Source organism: Bacillus inaquosorum KCTC 13429 (genome assembly GCF_000332645.1).
GTDB classification, from domain to species: domain Bacteria; phylum Bacillota; class Bacilli; order Bacillales; family Bacillaceae; genus Bacillus; species Bacillus inaquosorum.
Genome location: NZ_AMXN01000003.1, coordinates 501,700 through 525,339 on the forward strand (window position 1 = coordinate 501,700; position 23,640 = coordinate 525,339).

Annotated in this window: 8 protein-coding genes; all 8 read right to left on the reverse strand. The window is 39.9% G+C overall.

Features of this window, described 5'->3' with window-relative positions:
- Positions 1-6: 6 nt before the first annotated feature.
- Complete coding sequence (gene lpdA, locus BSI_RS10790; protein WP_003222288.1) at positions 7-1,419, reverse strand: dihydrolipoyl dehydrogenase; 1,413 nt, start codon at positions 1,417-1,419, stop codon at positions 7-9.
- A 4-nt stretch (positions 1,420-1,423) separates the two neighbouring features.
- Positions 1,424-2,749: a pyruvate dehydrogenase complex dihydrolipoyllysine-residue acetyltransferase gene (gene pdhC / locus BSI_RS10785; protein ID WP_003238803.1), complete on the reverse strand. Its 1,326-nt coding sequence runs from the start codon at positions 2,747-2,749 to the stop codon at positions 1,424-1,426.
- Between the two features lie 114 nt (positions 2,750-2,863).
- Positions 2,864-3,841 carry a pyruvate dehydrogenase complex E1 component subunit beta gene (gene pdhB / locus BSI_RS10780; RefSeq protein WP_003238805.1) on the reverse strand — a complete coding sequence of 326 codons (978 nt, stop codon included), beginning with the start codon at positions 3,839-3,841 and terminating at the stop codon, positions 2,864-2,866.
- A gap of 3 nt (positions 3,842-3,844) precedes the next feature.
- On the reverse strand, positions 3,845-4,960 hold the full coding sequence (gene pdhA / locus BSI_RS10775) for a pyruvate dehydrogenase (acetyl-transferring) E1 component subunit alpha (protein WP_003238806.1): 1,116 nt from the start codon (positions 4,958-4,960) through the stop codon (positions 3,845-3,847).
- A gap of 495 nt (positions 4,961-5,455) precedes the next feature.
- The gene (locus BSI_RS10770; RefSeq protein WP_032732067.1) at positions 5,456-6,547 is read right to left on the reverse strand and encodes a serine hydrolase domain-containing protein; all 1,092 of its coding nucleotides are present in this window, start codon (positions 6,545-6,547) and stop codon (positions 5,456-5,458) included.
- 53 nt (positions 6,548-6,600) lie between these two features.
- Positions 6,601-10,446, reverse strand: a complete 3,846-nt coding sequence (locus BSI_RS10765) for an alpha/beta fold hydrolase (RefSeq protein ID WP_032732068.1) — start codon at positions 10,444-10,446, stop codon at positions 6,601-6,603.
- Between the two features lie 50 nt (positions 10,447-10,496).
- Positions 10,497-17,891, reverse strand: coding sequence for an SDR family NAD(P)-dependent oxidoreductase (locus BSI_RS10760; protein ID WP_003238814.1), 7,395 nt, complete (start codon positions 17,889-17,891; stop codon positions 10,497-10,499).
- A complete protein-coding gene (locus BSI_RS10755) occupies positions 17,888-23,614 on the reverse strand; it encodes an SDR family NAD(P)-dependent oxidoreductase (RefSeq protein WP_003238816.1) in 5,727 nt (1,908 codons plus the stop codon). The genes BSI_RS10760 and BSI_RS10755 overlap by 4 nt, the downstream gene beginning before the upstream one ends.
- Between the last annotated feature and the right edge of the window lie 26 nt (positions 23,615-23,640).

Consider the following 23,640-nt stretch of genomic DNA (forward strand, 5'->3'; position numbering starts at 1 on the left):
TGAGCATTATTTTACGATGTGAATCGGACTTCCGATTGCTACTTCAGCTGCTTCCATTGTGATTTCGCCCAATGTTGGGTGAGCGTGAATTGTCATCGCGATATCTTCAGCAGTCATGCCGCCTTCGATCGCTAAGCTTAATTCAGAAATCATGTCAGAAGCACTTGCGCCGGCGATTTGCGCACCGATCACAAGACCGTCCTCTTTACGAGTGATCAGCTTCATGAAGCCGTCTGTTTCGTTAAGAGAAAGCGCACGGCCGTTTGCTGCAAATGGGAATTTAGCAGCAACGATATCAAGACCTTCTTCTTTCGCCTGCGCTTCAGTGTAACCAACTGATGCAAGTTCAGGCTCAGAGAAGACAACCGCAGGAATACCAAGGTAATCGATTTCTGCAGGCTCTCCAGCGATAGCTTCTGCTGCGATTTTACCTTCGTAAGATGCTTTGTGAGCAAGCGGCGGTCCTTCGATGATATCACCGATTGCATAAATGTTAGGTACGTTTGTGCGGCACTGTTTGTCAGTTTTCACGACACCGCGGTCCGTCATTTCAATACCGACTTGCTCAAGACCAAGCTCGTCAGTGTTTGGACGGCGTCCTACTGTAATCAGTACGTAATCAGCATCAACAGTTTTTTCTTCGCCTTTTACTTCAAAAGTAACTGTTACGCCGTCTGGTCTTTCTTCAACGCCTTTAGCCATCGCATTTGTATGGATTTCAACGTTGCCTTTTTTCTTCAGTCTGCGTGTAACGAGAGAGCTCATTTGTTTTTCGAAGCCAGGAAGAATTTCATCTCCGCCTTCAAGAATAACAAGCTCAGTTCCGAAGTTAGCATACGCAGTTCCAAGCTCAGTTCCGATGTAGCCGCCGCCGATAACAACGAGCTTCTTAGGAATTTCTTTAAGAGCCAAAGCGCCTGTTGAATTTAGGACACGCTCAGTATATTTGAAGTTTGGCAATTCGATAGGACGAGAACCAGTTGCAATGATTGCGTTTTTGAACGTGTATGTTTGAGCAGAGTTCTCATCCATAACACGAACTGAATTGCTGTCTACAAAGTAAGCTTCACCTTTTACAACATCTACTTTGTTGCCTTTAAGAAGACCTGCTACACCGCCAGTAAGCTTGTTTACAACAGAAGCTTTCCATTCTTGAACTTTTGTGAAATCAACTGATACGTTTTCAGCAGTGATTCCCATGTCGTCAGAATGCTTTGCATTCTCATAACGGTGGCCTGCATTGATCAGCGCTTTTGAAGGGATACATCCAACGTTCAGACAAACGCCTCCAAGAGTTGCTTTTTCAACGACTGTTACTTTTTGTCCAAGCTGTGCAGCGCGGATGGCAGCTACATAGCCGCCAGGTCCCGCACCAATCACAAGAGTATCTGTTTCAATAGGGAAATCTCCTACTACCATAACATTACGCCTCCATTAAAATTAATTGTGGATCGTTCAGTAAACGCTTGATGTGATTTAATGCATTTTGCGCAGTTGCTCCGTCGATCATACGGTGGTCGAAGCTGAGAGAAAGAGCTAAGACTGGAGCTGCTACGATTTCGCCATCACGAACAATCGCTTTTTCTGCAATGCGTCCGATACCAAGAATCGCAACTTCTGGATGGTTGATAACCGGAGTGAACCATTGTCCGCCGGCAGAACCGATGTTTGTAATTGTGCAAGATGCGCCTTTCATTTCAGCTGGAGCAAGCTTGCCTTCACGAGCTTTTGTTGCAAGGCCATTGATCTCATCAGAAATTTCAAAGACAGATTTACGATCTGCATTTTTCACAACCGGTACAAGCAAACCTTTTTCAGTGTCTGCAGCGATACCGATGTTGAAGTAATGTTTTTGGATTACTTCATCTGTTTTATCGTCAATTGACGTGTTTAAAACAGGGAATTTTTTCAGTGCAGATGTAAGAGCTTTTACAACGTAAGGCAAGTAAGTCAGCTTGATTCCTTGATCAGCAGCAACCTGTTTGAACTGTTTACGATGTGCAACAAGGTTTGTTACGTCCACTTCGTCCATTAACGTTACGTGAGGAGCAGTGTGTTTAGAGTTAACCATCGCTTTCGCAATTGCTTTACGGATACCGCTCATTTTTTCGCGTGTTTCTGGGAATTCGCCCTCTGGAGCTGGTGCAGCAGCCGGTTTAGCAGCTGTTTCTTGCGGTGCAGCTGTTTCTTGCGGCGCATCCTGCGCTCCTCCGTTTACAAAGCTGTCAATATCTTCTTTTACAACACGTCCGTTGTTGCCTGAACCAGTTACTTTACGGATGTCTACGCCTTTTTCACGAGCATATTTACGCACAGAAGGCATAGCGATCACGCGTTTGTTCGGGTCAACTTCAGCTTGATCCTGCTGTCCTGCGCCAGTTGCTTTTGCAGGTTCTTTCGGACGCTCTTCTTTAGAGATATCTTGTCCCGCTTCGGCAGTTGATTGAACTTGTGCCTCAGTTTTTGCCTCCCCTGAATCATGGCTTCCTTTAAATTGAAGATCTTCGTACCCAGGTGCATCAAACGTAATAATCGTTTGTCCAACAGTTGCAACCGTTCCCTCTTCAACTTTTAATTCTAATACTTTTCCTTTAACAGGTGAAGGAATTTCTACTACTGCTTTATCATTTTGGACTTCCGCCAGTACATCATCTTCGTCTACCTCATCGTTAGGCTTGACAAACCATTTTACGATTTCGCCTTCGTGGATACCTTCCCCGATATCTGGAAGTTTAAATTCAAATGCCACAGTTTTCGACCTCCTAGTTTGATTAAGCAATTTTAAAGTTTACATCGTAAGCATTGAAAACAGATATACAATGGAGGGAAAACGTCCATCTTCCCTCTGAATTATGCAATTTGATTAAAATTCAAGTACTTTTCTTGCTGTTTCAAGAACGTCTTTATAGTTTGGAAGCCATACGCTCTCTGCTTGGGAGAAAGGAAATACTGTATCAGGCGCAGCCACTCGAAGTACAGGTGCTTCCAAGCTCAAGATCGCACGGTCATTAATTTCTGCTACCACATTAGCAGCAACACCGGCCTGTTTTTGCGCCTCTTGAACTACAATCGCGCGGCCTGTTTTTTCTACAGATGCGATGATTGTATCGATATCAAGTGGACTGACAGTACGAAGATCAATTACCTCAGCAGAAACGCCGTCTTTCTCAAGCTCCTCAGCAGCTTTTAATGATTCATGAACCATTGCGCCGTAAGTGATGATTGAAAGGTCAGTACCTTCACGTTTCACGTCAGCTTTGCCAAGCTCAATTGTGTATTCTTCTTCAGGAACTTCCTGACGGAAAGAACGGTAAAGCTTCATGTGCTCTAAGAAAACAACAGGATCATTGTCTCTGATTGCAGAAATTAAAAGTCCTTTGGCATCGTAAGGAGTTGACGGAATGACAACTTTGATACCAGGCTGCTGTGCAATAAGACCTTCTAAGCTATCAGCATGAAGCTCAGGAGTATGAACACCGCCGCCGAACGGAGAACGAATTGTTACAGGTGAAGTCCAGCGTCCGCCAGAACGGTAACGAAGACGGGCCATTTGTCCAGAAATAGAATCCATTACCTCATAAACGAATCCAAAGAATTGGATTTCCATAACAGGACGGTAATCCTGCAAACCTAAGCCGAGAGCAAGCCCGCCAATTCCAGACTCTGCAAGCGGCGTATCAAATACGCGATCCTCACCGAATTCTTTTTGAAGGCCTTCAGTTGCCCGGAAAACGCCCCCTGCAACGCCTACATCCTCTCCAAAAAGCAGAACGTTTTCATTGTTCTTCAGTTCTGTGCGTAACGCATCAGTGATCGCTTGAATCATTGTCATTTGCGCCATGGCTTATTTCGACTCCTTCTCTTTGTAAATTTCAAATTGTTCTTTTAAGTTAAATGTCGGCTCTTCGAACATATTCTCAATTAACTCTGTTACTTTTGGTTTTGGTTCGCTGTCAGCTTTTTTGATGGCCTGTTTGATTTCTTCTTTAGCCTGTTCGATGACTTTATTCTCTTCTTCTTCAGACCATAGCCCTTTATTCTCTAGGAACTTGCGGAAGCGTACGAGCGGGTCTTTAAGTTCCCATTCGTTTTCTATTTCTTTTGTACGGTACTTAGTCGGATCGTCTCCAGACATTGTATGTGGTCCGTAACGGAATGTAAGAGTTTCAATCAAGGTCGGACCTTCACCGTTAATTGCACGTTGGCGTGCTTCTGCTGTTGCAGCGTAAACAGCCAGGGCATCCATTCCATCAACTTGAACACCTGTAATACCGGCTGCAACTGCTTTTTGGGCAATTGTCTGTGCTGATGATTGCTTTTCTACAGGCGTTGAAATCGCATATCGGTTGTTTTGCACGACGAAAATCGCTGGCGCTTTAAATGCTCCGGCAAAGTTCATCCCTTCATAAAAGTCACCTTGTGAAGCTCCGCCGTCTCCTGTATAAGTGATCGCTACCGATTTTTTACCTCGCTTTTTAAGTCCTAAAGCTACACCTGCTGTTTGAATGATTTGTGCGCCGATGATAATTTGAGGTGATAACGCATTTACTCCCTCAGGCATTTGGTTGCCTTTAAAATGACCTCTTGAGAATAGGAACGCTTGGTATAAAGGAAGTCCGTGCCAAATCAGCTGAGGGACATCACGATAACCAGGAAGAATAAAGTCATCCTGCTCAAGGGCAAAGTGTGATGCAATTTGAGAAGCCTCTTGACCTGCTGTAGGCGCGTAGAAACCTAAACGTCCTTGACGTGATAGAGAAATCGAACGCTGGTCTAAAATGCGGATGTATACCATTCTTCTCATTAATTCTTTTAGTTGATCGTCTGAAAGATCGGGCATTGCCTCTTTATTTACGACTTCTCCTTCAGCATTTAAAATTCGAAACGTTTCAAACTGCTTATTAATAGCGTCAAATTGTTTTTTGCTATCAACAATTGAAGTTTTTGTCTTTGCAGCCATCTTTTAAACCACCTCTTCTTTTGTTTAAACGGGGTTTGATACCGTTCATAATCCGTATTAAAAACAGTCTTATCATGCTCTGCAATTCTAAAATTAATCATTCAGAAAATCACAAAAAATAAGCAAAGATAATGACGTTTAAACTGTACTAATAAAAATAACTTTTTTATTAGTACAATAATCAACAAACATAGTTTACAGCAATTCCACAGAGCCGTCAATTATTTATAAACTAAAATTGAAACCGCTTTGAAAATAGGGAGAGCACGAAAAAAACTGTACTATAAAAGATGCGAAACTGTATTATAAAAACGGAATGTTGTAATACAGTTAAAAAAGTGAAAAAAATAAAATAAGTTTTTTAATGAGCTGTTACGAACCGTAAAGTGTCGGGGAAGTAAACGCAGTGTGAATAAAGAGGAGGTATTTTTGGGTTCCGCCTGCTTGGCAGGCGGAACCCAAAAATACTTTTACTAATTTTAATCTGTTATCCGTTTATTCAATGCCAGCCCACACAATGTTCAGCGGAGTTAAAACAGCATGAGGATTAAACTCTGAAATCGGCGTGAAAAACACATACGTAAACTCTTCTGCCGGATCTGAAAAAAGACCGCACCACCCCATTCCGAGATGCGAAAAGGTTCCTTCACTCATAAAATAATGTTCCCCGGCAGGCCATAGATTGATTCCTAAACCAAAATCCCCTTTTTCTCTCGGAGCTCCGAAGAAGTAAAAGGGAAGTCCCTCCTTTATTTGATTTCGCAACATAGACTCGACTGTTTTTTTACCAAGTAGTTTCTTCTCTTCAAACCGGCCTTTATTTCTAAACATTTCTGCCAGCTTCCAAATGTCTTTCAATGTCGAATACAGCCCTGTAGTCGCTTTATTCGGAAAGTAGGGGTGTCGTTCTTCAACCAGCTGCTCACTCTCGTTATTATTGATAATACAAACTTCAGATTTTAAAGCATTAGGGACATAAAAAAATGTTCTATCCATACCAAGCGCTTTAATAATATGCTTTGTCACATACTCTTCGTAAGACATACCGGTTACTTTTGAAATGATTATTCCTAAAATAACAAATCCAGTTCTGGAATAATTCCAGGCCTCATCAACTTTGTACTCTAGAGGCGTATTGACCAGATAAGCGACCCATTCATCCTCATTTGTTAAGTCAATGCCATTTGCCTTTTGAAGATCCAGATCAAAAGCCAATCCTGCCGTATGAGTAAGCAGATGAAGTATTTTAATTTCGTTAAATCCAGGTTTATCAAATGCAGAGAGAAATAGTTTAATAGGCATTTTTAAGTCGAGCAGTCCCTTTTCCACCAGCTGCATAACAGCAATTGCGGTAAAGACTTTTGTTAGAGAACCAATTTCTCTGATTGAATCAAGTTTGAATTTTTTCGTCTCATTCTCTTTACCCAGAAACTCTCCAAGCGAATCGGCTGCAAAGATTTCTCCGCCCCTTGACATAATGTAACTTGCACATTGTAAGTCTCCATCATCTATCATAGTCTGATAGTGACGGCGAAGCGCGTCAATTTGCTTGGTATCAAAAGCTGGATTACTCAATGTATGTTTCACAGTTGTTTCTCCCCTTATAGAATTATCGTTTTAGACTTTCTAAATAAATATGTTCAATTCTTTATAAAATCAATGACAGTCTTATTAAATTCTCTTGGATGTGTAACATTAGGAAGATGTCCCGCTCCTTCGATTTCCTTTGAAACGGCATTTGTAAGATATTTCTGAAGCAAGTTTGTCTCCTCTATGTCAACAACCGCTTCATTCTCACCTGTAAGTATAAGCGTTCTTGTTTTAATCTCCTTTAAAAAACTTATAGTAGAATAACCTTCTCTATTATGAATCTCCATGAAGTGCTCAATAGATGCATTTAAAAATTGATTGCTATATAACATTTCATATTCATTCAATCTACCGATGTTTGCAAAATCCTCCTTAAGCTTTTCCTCCACACTATGGTCAGGATCTTCTTTATAGGTGGTGTAACCGCCTGATAGAGTCAGTGTTTTCACTTTTTCAGGATATTCATAGGCTATTCTTTGCCCTACCATTCCTCCCCAAGAAGCTGCTGCAATGTGAATTGGCCATGTTACTCCTATATCTTCTAACACCTCAATAAAAGCACTACTTAAACCACTCAATGTAAAATCATCACTTCCTTTACTCAATCCATAACCTGGGGTGTGGATGACGATTACATTAAAATGATTCGCCCACTCCTTTATTTGCTCTTTCCACATATAAGCCGTCGTTGCAAAACCGCAAATAAGTAAAATTGTTTCTCCTTTTCCGCTCATCACTATTTCCATATTACGCACATTTGCAGTGTTTATCAGAAAATGAACTGTCTCCATTTTCCTGTTCTGATAAAATGAGATCAGTTTTTTAGCGGCATCTATATGATGATTTTGCGAAGGAACACCTTTTTTTATTCTGCTCCAAAAGTTTAAATAATCATCAAGATCGCTGTTGTCTGCTGTGCCCAGTAACTGAACGGCAGAGCCTGTTTTTTCGGGAATGTACGATGAAGCATCTATATCTGCTGCTATCGATGAGTCTCTTACAAGCACTACCCCTGAACTGGAAGGTAACGGTTGAAAGTATGTTATTACTTTTTCTTTTTGTCCATATAACACAATCATTTGATGGCCGGTCTGAGCAAGCGACCTTTTTATAGCTTCTATTCCGTAAAAAGTTTCTAGCGGGTGCAGACCGAGATGGGTTTTCATAATTTTCTGTACTTCATTATCTATTGACATACCTCCGTTTTTCCAAAAAGGCCAATTTACAGAGATTGTTTTACCTTGTCTTCCTGCTGTCTTTCTTATACATTCTCTCCATTCTGCAAAATTGTCTAAAAAACTATTGGCATACGCGTAATCTGCTTGCCCCAAGCTTCCTATTTCCGCGGAAATAGAGGAAAATAAAACAAAAAAGTCTAAAGGCATATCGGCGAGTGCCTCGTCCAAATGAATGACTCCGCTTATTTTAGATTGAAGCACCGAATGTACATCATCGTCCGTTTTATTCATAATAAAAGAATCTCTGATTACACCGGCACTATAAAAAACGCCATTAATTTTCGCAAAGTCTGAATAGACTTTTTCGAGTAATTGGGTTACTTGTTTTTTAACTGTCATGTCAGCTTGAATATAGGTGATTTTTATACCGCGGGAACGAATCTTTTCTAATTTTTCTTCCATCTTTGGAGTCAGTTCTGACCGGCCAGCAATAACAACATTGGCGCGAATATCTGAATAAATAAATTTTGAAAATATCCAGCCAATGCCGCTTAATCCGCCAATTACAAGGTAGACCCCGTTTTTTATTAATGTTGCTTCTGTCTTATGCATTGTTACTGACGGGACTTCTCTATATTTTGAGACAAATCTTCTATTGTTTTCATACTTAACGGTTTGATTAAAATCTCCATTTATTTCATCGAGTAATACAGGTGCTATTTGGATGGTTTGATTTGTTGTAAACTCTATTGTTTTGCATTCAATATTCGGCTGCTCTGCTTGCAAAGTTTTAAAAAAGCCTGAGACAGCCGCATAAGACGGATTCGTATATTGATATTTGGTATACATGTACAGAAATTTTAATCTGCTGGTTAATTTTTGACTCAGTAAAGCTTTACTTACATAAAGAACAGAATAAAAACTGTGTGTTAAATCCGGATCTAATCTGTTATCCTGGGTTTCTTTTGACAAAAAGTGAATAATTGTCTCGGGAAATAGTCCTGATAACTTTACATCATTTAATATTCTCATGTAATGCTCAGGATTTTCAGGATGGAATTTGTAATGCCTATCACTTATTTTAAGATACTCGGAATCGGCTTGTGCATAAATAACAGTTTTACTGCCTGCATACTTTTGAATATCATCACTCATAGATCGTTCAAAATCTAAAATTAAGATATTACCTTTAGGAACACCTTCAGATAATAAAGGCGACTCGATCCACTCTTTTTGCATATATATATTTTCCAAATGCCCTGCATCAGGTGCTTCCTTGCTTTGTTTTTTATCTTCTTCTGATTCCGTTTGTGTTACCATCTCATATTTTTCTTCTAAATAACTTGCCAAATCATGAATATTGTTATAATCAAATAATAAAGTCGGGTATAACGAAGCACCAATTTTTTCTTCTATCATTTTAGATATCTGCAATAGCTGTCTTGAATCAAGACCCAATTCATAAAACGACCGATATTGGTTCACTTCATATGCTGAGGTCCTTGTTAAACCACCAATAATAAACGCCAACTCATTGGATAAAGTTTCTTTGAAATCTGTTTTCGTAACAGATGCTGCAAGCGGCATGATTTTGTCACCATATTTCCCACACAGGTATTCAGTTAATTCTCCAATTGTAGAGTAATCAAATAATAATGTTGGATACAGCTTGGTCTGCAAAAGTTGTTCTAATGTTTTAGACAAGTTTAATAACTGTTTAGAGTCTAATCCAAGTTCATAAAATGTGATATCAGTTTTGACAGATTCTTCGGGCTTTTGAATCATGGCCGCTACCTGTTTAATAAGACTCTTGTCGAGAGAATCATCCGCAATTTTAATGTCTCTATCCTCTGCATCTTTTATTCCCTTGTATTCCAGCCTTTGTATTGACTCCTCGTTCCTAACTCTTTTCACACCGAACCGTTCATAATAAAAAGAAAGTTCACCATCCGAGTTGTATACTTGTATATCCGCATATAAAATATCTTTAGAAGACGGCTGCGTGATATTATTTTTATCAATATAAACAAAACAAGTCTCACCCGTTTTATTCAGAGAACGAAAAGTTTCAATATAAATCGGAATAAACGCATCGTTTAATGCATCGGATTCAGCAGACGCAAGCACTCCCAGAAGGCTTAAAGAGCCATCCAGAAAAGCGGGATGCAAATAAAAATCATCAATATACTCTTTTGCAAGTCCGCTTAAACTGACCTCTCCCAGGATATAATCTTTCCCTTCATACACTGTCCCTTCTAGTTTCATAAACTCTTTATGGATTAAGCCGCCTTTCCGCAAATTACTATAAGCGGTTTCAGCATCTGTTGTTCGGAGTGCCCCTTTCTTTAAATCCTCAGGCCGGATTTTTTTTTCGCTTCCCTGTTGCGCTCCGCTGGTGATTTCCGCCTGCAAATTGACTGACACTTCATGATCTGCAACATTTCTATCGATCCATTTTCTGCTAACTGTTTCAACTAGCCATCCATTCTTTTGTTCCGTAAACTGAAAGGTAACTTTTTTATCAAATTGGGCAGAAGTTGCAACCGGTTCCTGAAATAATACATGTTTGATTTCAAAGCTTCTAGTGTTAATCCCTTTTGCAGATAAAAATCTTGTAATTAAATCTAAATATGTAACGCCGGGAACGGTGTGCACTTGATGAAGGACATGGTCTGTGACTATATAATCGTCATTTTTGACTAACACGCTGAACCTCATGTAATTCGACAACCTTTCTTCTTTTGCAATTTAAAGAAACAGAGTGAGTGTCACTCTGTTTCATCAATAATCTCAAGAAACTGCTTTTTATAATGTTTCTTTTGTTTATGCGAATAAGCTTTAGGCCAAAACTCTCTTTTATTGAATACGGCCGGTGTCAGCGGTTTTCGAACAATATTGTGCAATTCATCATACCCACTGACCAAAATGTGGGCGTTTGTTCCGCCAAAACCGAAAGCACTGATGCCTGCTCTCCTTTTTTCTTCTTTCCATTCTTTCAGCCTTGTATTTGGATAAAAAGGCGACTGCCCGAATTCAAAGCGAGGGTTTGGCGTTTCGCAATTCAATGTAGGCGGGATTTTTTTATGCCATAGTGACAAAATCACTTTAATAAAACTAGCCGCTCCGGCTGCGCTTAATAAGTGTCCCACATTTGTTTTCACACTGCCGACTCCGCAATATTGAGTTCGCCTTGTATTTTTTTGAAATACTTTTGTTAACGCCTGAAGTTCAATCGGGTCTCCAATCATAGTACCGGTTCCATGTGTCTCAATGTAGCTGACTGAGTCAGGCTCTATTTTTGCTTTTTCAAAGGCATCCTGAATCACTTGCTCCTGCAGTTTTGGGTTAGGAGTTGTAATGCCCATCGTTGCACCGTCATTATTAATAGCGGATGCATCAATTATACCGTATATCTGATCACCGTCAGATTTCGCTTTTTCCAGCGGCTTTAATAATACAGCTCCAAAACCCTCACCAGGTACAAAACCGTTTGCCCTTTCGTCAAAGGTAAAACACTGACCGTCCGGAGAAAGGGCCCCGCCTTCGCTTAGCATCAAGTAAGGAACTTCATCCAGCAGCAGGTCTGCCCCGCCTGCAATTGCCATCTCTGAATCACCTTCTATTAAACTTTGGCAAGCCAAATGAATACTCACTAACGAAGAAGAGCAAGCTGTATCCGATACGATGCTTGGGCCGTGAAAATTAAAGAAATGCGATACATGTGCGGCAATAAAGTTCTGGCTGAGACCAACTATATTATGAGTGTTTTCTTCTCGTAATTTATGACCGTACCCCCCCATTCTTGAACCGACAAACACACCGATTTTCTTTCCGGATAATTCTGTTTCTTCATAACCCGCATCCCTGACAGCCTGTACACTAGTTTCTAAAAAGTGTCTGATTAATGGGTCAGTTTGGACGGCTGTTTCCTCATGCATCCGGAAAAAAACTGGATCAAAACTTCCAATCTCATCAATAAAGCCTCCCCATTTACTAATGCTTTTTCCCTTTTTCTTTACAGGGGAATAGTATTTTTCAATGCTCCAGCGGGATTCTGGAACTTCCTTTATATGCTTTCTTCCTTTTTTTAAGTTGCGCCAAAACTCTTCTTTATTCGCTGCGCCTGGAAATTTGCATCCGATTCCAATAACGGCTATTTTCGCAGATGACGTTTGCAGTTTTTCATGTTTTTCCATGTGTTTTCTTGATTCGGGTACTTTTTCAAAGACATTATGAACAGAAAAAGAGTCAAGTTGTGCCGTTTGTTCCTTCAATTGAAACCCTGTTCCCTTTACATATTCTGCAAGTTTATGAATAGTGTTGTGTTCGAAAAGTATAGTAGGATCTAAGTTCTTCTGAATAATAGCTTCTATACGATGGATAATACTTACAAGAAGTATAGAATCTACGCCATATTCTTGAAAGGCAACAAACGGGTCTAGCTTTTCAACCGGGATGCTTAATTCTTCGGCAAAAATGCCTGACAGCTCTCCAACAAGAGCATCAGTACGGTTGTTAGAAATATCTGAAACCTCTGCTTTGCTGCTTGAAACCGCACTCAGATCACTCTTATAAACTTTCAGAAGCGTGTCTGCCTTAAAGACTGCACTATTTTTCACAATAGGCATCATAGCAGCTGTTTTTTTGCTTAGTGCATTGCGTAAAGTTGCCATTCCTTCTTGCGTCGATAGTGAACCCAATCCTAAATCATTATATGAAGGACTCGTTACCCTTCCCATCCCCACCTCTTTCCAGCTTGGCCAATTGATAGATGTAAAATAGGATTTTCCCATTTGAAAATGATAAGCCGCAAAATAGTCCATATACGCATTGGCTGATGCATAATCAGACATCCCTTTAGATAGTTGCGGGACTTGAGCTGCAATTGATGAAAATAGAATAAAGAAATCCAACGGATCATCTTCAAAAATCTGATGCAGATTTTGCAGACCGACGATCTTTGGTCCGTAAACTGTTTTGAAATCTTCAATGCCTTTATGAATAAATGCTGGATTTCCGTTGCTGTGCTGGCCGGCACAATGAATCACTCCGCATATATCTCCGAGGTCTTTTCTGGCTTCAAGAAAAAACGAACGCAGTTTCTCTTTATCTGTAAGAGAGCCGCTGTAATACTGATAGCTAATGCCTCTCTCTTCAAGATTCATAAATAGTTTAATATTGTCGATGATCTTCTGATCTATACTTGCATCCTCCAACAAACCCGCCCATTCACTTCGCAAAGGTAATGGGCGCGTGCCCGTAAGCACTAGTTTTGTTACTCCCCGTTTTACCAGTTCATCTATTATTTCCCTGCCAATGCCACCTGTTCCGCCAGTTATTACTATGGTTTTATCTAAACGAAATGAAAAAGACTCACTCGGTTGAACCCTATCTTCTTCAAAAAACGGAATATACCTGATACCGTGGCGATAGCATACTTCAACCTCTCCAGCATGATTTTCTTGTTCATTTTCTATCATTTGCTTCAGCTCATACGGATTCTGCACACTGTCTGTATCAATTGTTTTACCATTAACATAAGTGTATTCTGAAGAAACAGCTTTTAAAAGACCGGCTAATTCTGCTCCTCTCATTCTCGGCTTCTCTGTTTTAAAAATTTGAAGGCCATTTGTCAATTGAAGAACCGATAACGGAGATTCCTTTTTGCTCCGTTTAATAAGCTCTTGAATAATAACAATTTTCCCATACGGTATAAGATTTTGACTATCGTTAAGATTGCTGATGTCAGAAAAATCGAATAGGTTCTCGATCTGCTGCTTCCGGCTCATCAAAATTTCATTGACAGCGGTGTATGCTTGTTTTTCATCTAAAAAAGAACATTCATACAAATAATCTGATTGTCTTATAAAAGAAGAATTATGTCTTATAATAATAAGATTTTTCTCCTCTATCTCTGAGCATACAGAACGAGCAATTAATTCGGTATCATGATGCACCAATGCTATTGTTAGCCCCAAAACCGGTTTTTCTGAGTTTTTTGCAATATTAAACTCTCTCCATTTTTTTTGCAAATGGATTTTCGGAGCTGAAGCTTTCACCTCTGAGTTCTTCTCAATTAGACCAGGAACCCAATAGGATTCTTTTGCAAACGGATATGTAGGGATGGAAATACGTTTGCCTGTTTGCTGCGAATACTTTTGGACTATTTTCCAGTCGATATCCGCGCCCCATGCCCACAATTGAGCGAGCTTTTCCATTTCACCGTACTCAATCACACTTTTTACAAACTGCTCACCTGCTTTACCTTCTATCAATGCCTTCATTTGTTCAACTTGCTGTAGAGCATGCTGATTTAAATATACGCCAGGAATACGTTGAACTTCTAGACAAACATCGTTTAATTTATCCTGTATCTCTTTCAGTGTTGAACCGACAATTGCTAATCTGGATTCCATGGCTTCCCTGCCGACTTGTGTTGTGTAAGCCAGATCTCGTAAAACTATTTCGTCCGTTTGTTCTTCTCCATAGCCTTCCTTCGGAAAGAGTCTGCTAACCTGCCCAGTATACTCTTTCAATAAGTATTCCGTTATAGATTGTATTGAACGAAAATCTGTTAAATGATGCATAGAAAGCTCTATTTGAAACGTTTCGTTAATAAAACCTGTGATACTGCTTAACTCTACAGGCCCAAATCCAAATTCCGCCAGATTCTCTATCGGATCGATTTCTTTCGGATTGACATGAATCAATTTTGAAACAAATGGTTTCAGTATTTCATTCACCTTTTCAACCATATCCGGCTGTCCGCTTCGCATTGTGGGTTTTAGAGAGTTTTTGATATACTCTTTCATTTTATCTGCATACTCGAGAAGCCTTTCGTTATTTTTTGCCGATAACAGAACGACGTGCGGCTCTTTTTCAAATTGTTCTGCCGATTTGTTAGCTTCTTCATATTCTTCAAGAATCACATGAACGTTTGTTCCTCCCGCCCCAAATGAACTGATCCCCGCTCTTCTCGGAACCGAAACCTCTTTTCCGCTTTCTTTCAGATTTGGTTTCTCCCAATCTTGCAGTGACCGTTGTACATAAAAAGGCGATGCTCCAAAATCGATATTCGGATTTAATGTCTCTGCATGAATAGAGGGGAAAAGCTTTTTAAGCTTCATTTGTATTAGAACCTTTGTCAGACCTGCAATACCTGCAGCAGCCTCAAGATGTCCGATATTCGATTTAACAGAACCGATCGAACAATATTGAGTCTGGTCCGTATATTGGCGGAACGCTTTCGTCAATCCGGTTATTTCAATTGGATCTCCAAGAGAAGTACCTGTTCCGTGTGCTTCAATATAGCTGATCGTTCGAGGATCAATATCAGCTTTTTTCAGTGCCGCTCCTATCAGTTCAGATTGAGCATTAGGATTAGGAACAGTAAATCCGTTTGTTTTGCCTCCATGGTTTACTGCCGTTGCTTTTATCACCGCATAAATATGATCTCCGTCATTTATTGCATCTGCGACCGGCTTTAATAGAACAGAGCCTACTCCTTCGCCCGGTACATAACCGTCGCCGCCTGCACCAAATGTACGGCACCGCCCATCACTCGCAAAAAAGCGACTTTGTTTCAATAAAGTATACTTATTTGGATGAAGCGTAAGATTGACACCGCCTGCAACAGCAATGCTGCTTTCTCCCCGCAGAATACTTTCACAGGCTAAATGAATAGCATTGAGAGAGGATGAACACATTGTATCAACCGCCATACTAGGTCCCGTAAAATTGAAATAGTACGAGACTCTGTTTGCAATTGCAGAAAAAGGCGAACCTACGGCTAATTCATTTCCATTCATAGATTCTTCAACGCCGAAAAATTGATAACTCCCGTATGTGACTCCTGCAAATACCCCGACTTTTTTCTGAGCCAAATCTGACTTTGTATACCCCGCATCCTCTATAGTGTTCCAGACTGTTTCTAAGAAAAGCCGTTCCTGGGGATCAAGATAAGCTGCTTCTTTCGGTGATATCCGAAAAAACAAAGGATCAAATCGATCTACATTTTTAAGAAATCCCCCCCAGTTATAACAGCTCCCTTCCAACATTTCCTTTCGATCATCGGGAATTTTACTAATGCAATCCCGTCCATTCAGCAGCACATTTTGAAAATCCCTAATACTTTCTGCGCCAGGATATCTGCCGCTTACTCCAATAATGGCAATATCAGCAGAAATTGAGCGCCTCGAAACTTTCTTTTGTACGTTCTCTTTTATAGAGTTTGGAGCATCGGTTTTTACTGATGTTATTCTTTTCTGACGCAATTCATGTTGGGGTTTTGCAGCAATAGGATTCAACAGTTTCAGCATACGCTCACTATGGTGGTTCAGAAAATAATCCGCCAATTCAGTAATCGAGTGATATTCGAAAAATAAGGTTTTTGATAGTTTGCCGATATTTTGCTCTAACTTTTTGGTTAGACGCATAATCATAATTGAATCAATACCGTATTTCTCAAGATATTGTTTTTCATCAATGAATGAAGCCGATAATTTTAATTCTTCAGACAGCAGTTTTTTCAAATAATGAATAATTTCTTGTTTTAATTCATCGTTGCGTTCATTTTTTTCATCTCGCTGTTCAAGAAGGCTATTGATTGTATCAGCACGGTTCAACGCGTTTTCAATTTTTTCTTTTTGACCTTTTACTGCAATCAGCTGCTCAGATGTCTGGCACAAGCTATCTTCTAAGGCGCGCAGCCCAGTACTTTCATCTAAAGGTTCAAGGCCGAGTTCCCTTCTCATTAATTGTATTCCTTCATAGTCAATATTCATCCCGCCGGCTGCCCACAGCGGCCAATTGACGGAAACTGTTTTTTGGGCGTATCCTTTTGCAGAAATAACTGCTGCATACTGATCTAGAAAAGCATTGGCAAAGGCATAATCACCTTGGCCGATTGAACCGAAAATAGATGATGTTGAAGAAAACAATACAAACAAATCAAGATTTAATTTTTTTATTTCATTCGCCAGCCATACCGTTCCGTAAACTTTCGCTGCTGTTACCTGATCGATTTCTTCTTTTGTTTTTCTTAAAATAAACGAATCGCGGAGCACTCCGGCAATGTGAAAAACACCGTTTAAATGACCAAATTGATCTTTTACAAAAGTAAATACCCGCTCTGTCTCATCTTTTTTTGAAATATCTGATTGTATATACTCGATGTGAGAACCTGAGCTTCTCAAATCATTAATCTTCCGAGACTGCTCAGCAGTTAAAGAAGAACGTCCGGTCAAAATGAGGTTAGCCTTCCATTTTTCCGTCAAATATTTCGCAATAATATAGCCGAGCCCGCCTAATCCGCCTGTAATCAGATAACATCCCTTACGTTTAAGCGGCTGAGATAACCCGTCAATGTTTGCGCTTTTATAACGTTTCGTGAATCGGCTACCATTTTCGTAGCGCACTTCGAATTGCGAAGTTTGATCGCCTTCACATTCTTTTCGGTAAATATCCGCAATCTCTGAATAATTGTCGACACCCATATCCTGTGCATGATTGACATTGATGATCTGATAGTGAAAATTTGGATACTCCTGATGAACCGTTTTAACAAAGGCGCCTAAAGCGTGATGTAATGGCAGTTGAGCCTTATGTTCAGTTTGAAATATATGTTTCAGCTTTACAGTATTCTTGCATTTCATCTCAATCAATGCCTGTGTAATGTATAGAAGAGAAAATATACCGCTTTCCAGTTGTTTTTCTATTCCTTCTTGGCTTATATTATCCTGACTGTCAGACCATAAATGAAGGATGTTCTCAGGCAGCATGAATTGATCTTGGATATACTTAAAAAGTTTTATATAGTCTGCTTTTTTCGCTGGATTAATAGTAAGCACATTGCGATTGTTGATAGAAAATTTTTCTCCTCGACAAACAAACAAAAGGTTGCAATCCACTAATGAATCGCTTAGTTCTTTTATTTGCCAGTCATTTTCAGCAAAAATAAGAACTAAGCCAGGCAAGTCTGCATTTTTCGTATTCGGAATATTTGATTCTATCCATTCAGTCTTATAATATAAAGGCGGATTATCAGTTGCTAGTTCGCCATTGTCTTGAATAGATTTTACACGGGCATATCCTTCGTCAGCCGTTATATTTCCTGTTTCGATCAGCTCAAGAATTTCACTGATTTGTTCACGTTTTCCCCTCATGATTCTTCCCCCATTAGTTGCTTCAATACAGCCGTTTGATCAATGTCATTTGCCTCCAATTTGCGAAGCAAACAAATTAATTCATCATCGGATTGATCAGCTTTTTCAGAATAGCTATTGCTAAACACTAGCCCTCTGCATTCAGCCAGGATGCTGCCATTTGTGTCTGCAAATGTAATATGGCACGTCAAATCAATATTGTTAGATTGTTTTTCAATTTGAGTATAAATATAAAAATCTTGAGTAAAAGCTTGATAGATGATCACTTCATTCATTCCAATCAGTTCAGCAGGGGTCCCGCCGTTTACAAATAGCCCGGATGTCTGAATCGCAGACTCAAATGCAAATGGAAGAAAAGTGAAATCTCCACTGTTTTCATAAAAGTGATCCGGAATGAAAAATAAAGACAGCATTTCACTGTTGTTTTTTACTGTTTCAGACGCATAAGGTATTGCGAAACCATGTTCAAGCATATCCGATTTTACTTTCGAGATATCTAATAAAAAAGGGAGTAAATCGTTTTCTTTTGGCTCGACAATGTGCGCCTTTCCGTGAACAAGCCTTATTTTGTTCTCACTTGAGATTTTTGCGTATATTTCGAATTGCGCAAAATCTTCTTGAGGCGTTAACTCTATGATTAGCTCTTGTATGTCAGCGGGGTCGCACCTGCCTTGATTCCAAGATATTTCAGTTATTTTATTGACGCTATGCCCAAATGCCTCGGACGCATTTGCTGCAGCCATTTCGATTAAAGACACAACAGAGAAAAAGGACTTTCCGTATTCTGTAAGACTCATTACAAATGGATTGTCCCTGTCGATTGTTTTCGTAAAACTGTACTGATTAAAAGTAGACGTATTAACTCCTAAGAAAGGGTGCCTTGGTTTAAGCTCCCTATTTAAAACATATTCTCTCGTCTGTTCTTTGATCCAGTACCGCTTCTTAATCAACGGCTGCCCCGGGATAGAGACTCGAAAAGAATGCCGGTTTTCCTCAAAAGCCTCCCAATCTATTGGCTCACCTTTTACCCATCTCCGTGCAACTTCTTCATAATCTTTATGAATGCGGGGAGCTTCAGCTTTAACCTCACATTTTAAAATATTACCTGTATAGCTTGATTCACTGGTTTCCCCTCTGGTATAGCCTAAAAGTTCTTCGGCGATCGACAAGCTTGAATCTGCTACTATTGCAAGCCTTTCCTCCATATGCTCACGTCCCGTTTGCAGGGTATAGGAAATATCTTGAAGTTTCACACGATCATTCTCGTTTTGCATTTCATTTTCAGATAAAAAGCGGGCCATAACCTCCGCATACTTTTTCAAACGGTTTTTATCTTGTGCAGACAAAATAAAAATAACTCTGCTGCTTTGAGGTTGATTAGTATTCAAGGATTCATATGCTTCCAGAATGAGGTGTGCATTGGACCCCCCTGCCCCAAAGGCACTTACACCTGCTCTCAGTGGATAAACGGTTTCACTGATTTCAGGACTTTTCCATTCAGCTGCGTTCTGCTGCACCTGAAAAGGAACTTGATCAAAATCTATATATGGATTGACAGTATCGGAATGTAACGAAGGAACAAGCAGCTTATGCTTCATCTGAAGAAGCACTTTCGTTACTGCAGCTATACCGGCTGCCGATTCTAAATGACCGATGTTTGATTTAACAGATCCAATGGCGCAAGGATGGTCCAATTGATAAGAGTCTCGAAGGCCTTGAATTTCAATAGGATCGCCTAATGATGTACCTGTGCCATGCGCTTCAATATAACTGATGGAATTTGGATCAATATCAGCTTTACGAAGCGCTTCTGAAATGACTGTTGTCTGCGCATCTGGATTCGGAATAGAATATCCGCTTGTTTTTCCGCCATGGTTAACAGAGCTGCCCTTAATCACACCATATATTTGATCTTGATCTTCAATGGCTTTTTTCAACGGTTTTAACAAAACAGCTCCTATTCCTTCGCCCGGCACATAACCATTCCCATCCTTCCCGAAGCTTCTGCATCTGCCATCACTTGATAAAAACTGTCCCATACTGAGAAATTTATATTTATTAGGGTGTAATGACAGATTCACTCCTCCGGCTAACGCCATATCGCTCTCTCCGCAATGTATGCTTTGGCATGCATAATGAATAGAAGTCAAAGAGGAAGAGCACATCGTATCAAGAGCTAAACTAGGACCTTTTAAATTAAAGTAATAAGAAACCCGATTAGCAATTGAAGAGTAGACAGAAGCAGGTGTGAAAGACAGTCCGTTTTCTTCTCCTTCAAATAATTGATACTGCCCCCACATTGCACCTACAAATACACCGACTTTCATTTTTTCCAGCTTGTTTTTTTGGTATCCTGAATCTTCAAAACATTCTTTAGCTGATTCTAAAAAGAGCCTTTCTTGCGGGTCCATTAGTTCTGCTTCACGAGGTGATATATTAAAGAAGAGCGGATCAAATTGATCAGTTCCGTTGACGAAGCCGCCCCACTTGCTGTATGACTTGCCTATCACGTCTCTTTCTTCGCTGAAGAATCCATTCAGCTCCCAACGATCAGATGGAACTTCAGTGATACAATCTTTCCCCTCTTTTAAATTCTCCCAAAATTGATTAAGATTATCAGCCATTGGATACTTTCCGCTTAAGCCGATAATGGCTATATCTTGGTCTCTCACAACCGCAGGTTCAACTTTTTGTGTATCACCTGCTTTATCCTTCACAAATTTCTCATGAAGGGCCGCCTTCAATTTTTCTTTGTCACCTTCAAATACAATTAGCTGAGGCAGACGCAGATAAATAGAGTCATAAAAGGCTTTAATCCCGCTGTTTTTCCTAAGGGGAATCATACCGATTTTTTCCTTCATCCAGTCTTCGGTTTGTTTATCCACTTTCATGCCCCCGTCTTCCCATAGCGGCCAGCTAATGGCTACTGAGATTCCAGACCGTTCTTTATTTTGTCTCAGTCCTTCCCGCCAGTCAGCAAAAAGATCAACGAAACGATTGGCTAACGCATAATCTGTCTGACCAATGTTACCGAAGATTGAGCTGCTTGATGAAAACATTATAAAGAAATCAAGTGGTTCATCTTGCAACAGGCTATCCAGTAAAACGGTTCCATATATTTTCGGTTTAAGCACTTTTTGAATTTCACTTTTTGTTTTCTGTATTAAAAATGCATCATTAATTATCCCTGCACTGTGTATAACACCGTCAATTTTCCCGAACTGCCGTTTAATTTTCTTTATCATTCGTTCAGCGTCGCGGCTATCTGAAATATCGCCTCTAATATATTGAACTGACGACCCGCAGGCTTCTATTTGTCTGATTCTGTTTTTTTTGCTTTCCGATAGCTCCGAACGGCCCGCTAAAATAATACAGGCCGTTGTTTGTGAGGCAATATGCTCTGCAAATAAAAGTCCGAGGCCTCCAACGCCTCCAGTGATGAGATACACTCCATTTTCTTTAAATGCGGAGTAGGATTTATCTATGGGTTCAGCCTCTCGGAGGACACGGACAAAGCGTTCTCCCGCTTCATAATAAATGTCAGTTTCCTCTGAAAGCACTTCAACGGATTCATTAACGATTATTCCAGCTTTTTCTTGAACTGAAATCGGTTTACCTGATAAGGAAATGCCTATTGTTTTAAAAACCATTTTCGGGTTCTCCAATGATATTGACTGTCCGGCGCCATGTACTGAAGCGTATAACGGCTGAGCGCTTTTATTATCCGCCGGATAAAGATAAAGGGACACAATCTCCTTTGATGCCTTGCTTCGCATTAAAGCCTTACTGAAAAATAAAAGCGGGTAGACACCTTTAGAAAGCTGTTCATTTATTATGCCGGCACCGGGCGCAAACGATCCATCCGGCCATCCGTAGATCACGACGTCAGGTATTTGCTGTTTTTGCTTTAGTTCAGATGCTAATCTTTCAAAATGAGCTTCCTCATTGTGATCTATTTCATATACACCACCGCCATAATAGTGAAAAGTGTCTCCTGACAAAACTAATATAATTTGTTCGGTATCGTTATTAAAATCACTTTGCATGTTATCGAACAGCGCCCTGTCATGCTGAAACAGCAAATACGTTTTTTTAGCTGTTTTAACGTTATAACCTTTTATAGGAATATCTTTTCGTCTCCATTGCGGCGTTAAATAAGTTGTAGCTGTAATATGGTGGTCTTTCTCAGGGTTTTTGATCGCCGAAAGCTTCTCATTATTTGCAGCAAAGTAATTTGCCAGCTCTCGAATTGTTGTATATTCAAACAGCAGAGTAGGGTATAACTCCCTGCCCGACTTTTTCTCTAACGCCTTAACAACCTCCAGAAGCGTTACAGAATCTAAACCCTGCTCATAAAATCCCTTTTCAATAGAAAGGTTATCAGGGGTTATTCCTTGAACATCTGCAATCAGCAGCTGAATCTCTCTCTCTGTCATATGCGGTGAACATAAAGCTTCTCCGGATGATGCTAAATTTTCTTGTGCATCAGGAATTTCAGCCAATATCTCAGGAGTTGAGAAATGGTTATTCATTTTTTTATTTTCTTCAATATAAGCGGCCAGTTCCCGGATTGTTTTATACTCAAACAGGAGTGTCGGATACAGCTGTTCCCCGGTTTTACGCTCCAGTTCTTTGACGATACTCAACAAAGATGCAGAGTCCAACCCCTGTTCATAAAAACCGATGTCAGCCTTAATGTCATGGCTGCTGATATTCACTGTCCCAGCTATTAGTTCCTTCAGCTCTGATTCAATATCATTAATCCGCTTTTTGTTCGTTTCTTTTATTGTTTGATTGTCTTTCAGTTTAAGGATTGAATTATTCTGGAAGTTGCCTGATGTCTTTTTAAGATTTTCAATTAATTCTTTAGATCGGATATGCTTAACAGATAACCGGGTAAATTGTGCGATCTTATTTCCCGATACATCGTATAAGCCATAGCTTACTCTGATAACATCTCCGGTATCATGATTTTGGTCTTGTTTCTCGATGTACACATAGCATGTATCCGACAGACGTTTTACCATTTGAAATGATTCAATATGAATAGGAATATACGTTTTGAAACGGCTGGCAGCCACTCCTTTAGTGAAATATTCCGGACATGCCTGATATAGAACTGTGATAATGGTGGATGCATCAAGAAAAGTAGGATGCATCTGAAAGTAACCGACATATTGTTTCGCTATCTTGCTGAGTTTTAACTCGGCAAGTACATAATCTTCCGTTGCATAGACTGTTCCGAGACTTTTCATAAATTCAAAATGCTCAATGTCGACTTTTCTTAAATAGGCATAGCATGTATCCATATCAGAAACACGCTCAGCTGTATTTTTTATCCTGTCAATATCTATTGAAATCAAGTCGCCGCCTGTTTTCGGCATTAGGCGGCATTGCATATTTTTATCCCAATTTTCGTTTAAAACATGTCCGTCTTTCACTTTTCTGCTTTTCGCTTGAATCTCCCATCCCTGGTGTGAACCTTGAAAGGAAATAAGAATTTCTCTGTCAAAGGTATTAGATGTTGCTACGGGCTCTAAATAGAGAATATTTTGACATTCCAGTTCTTCAATAGGCAAATCTTTGCTGAGTGCCATTCGATAAATAATATCTAAAAACGTAACACCAGGTATGATCCGGGTGCCATGCACCCGGTGATCTCTAACAATATAGTCTGTGTGTTTTATTGTTAATGTGAACTGATAGTTTTGATTACTAGCCACCTGTCTCATCCCTCTTTAGTCTTTTT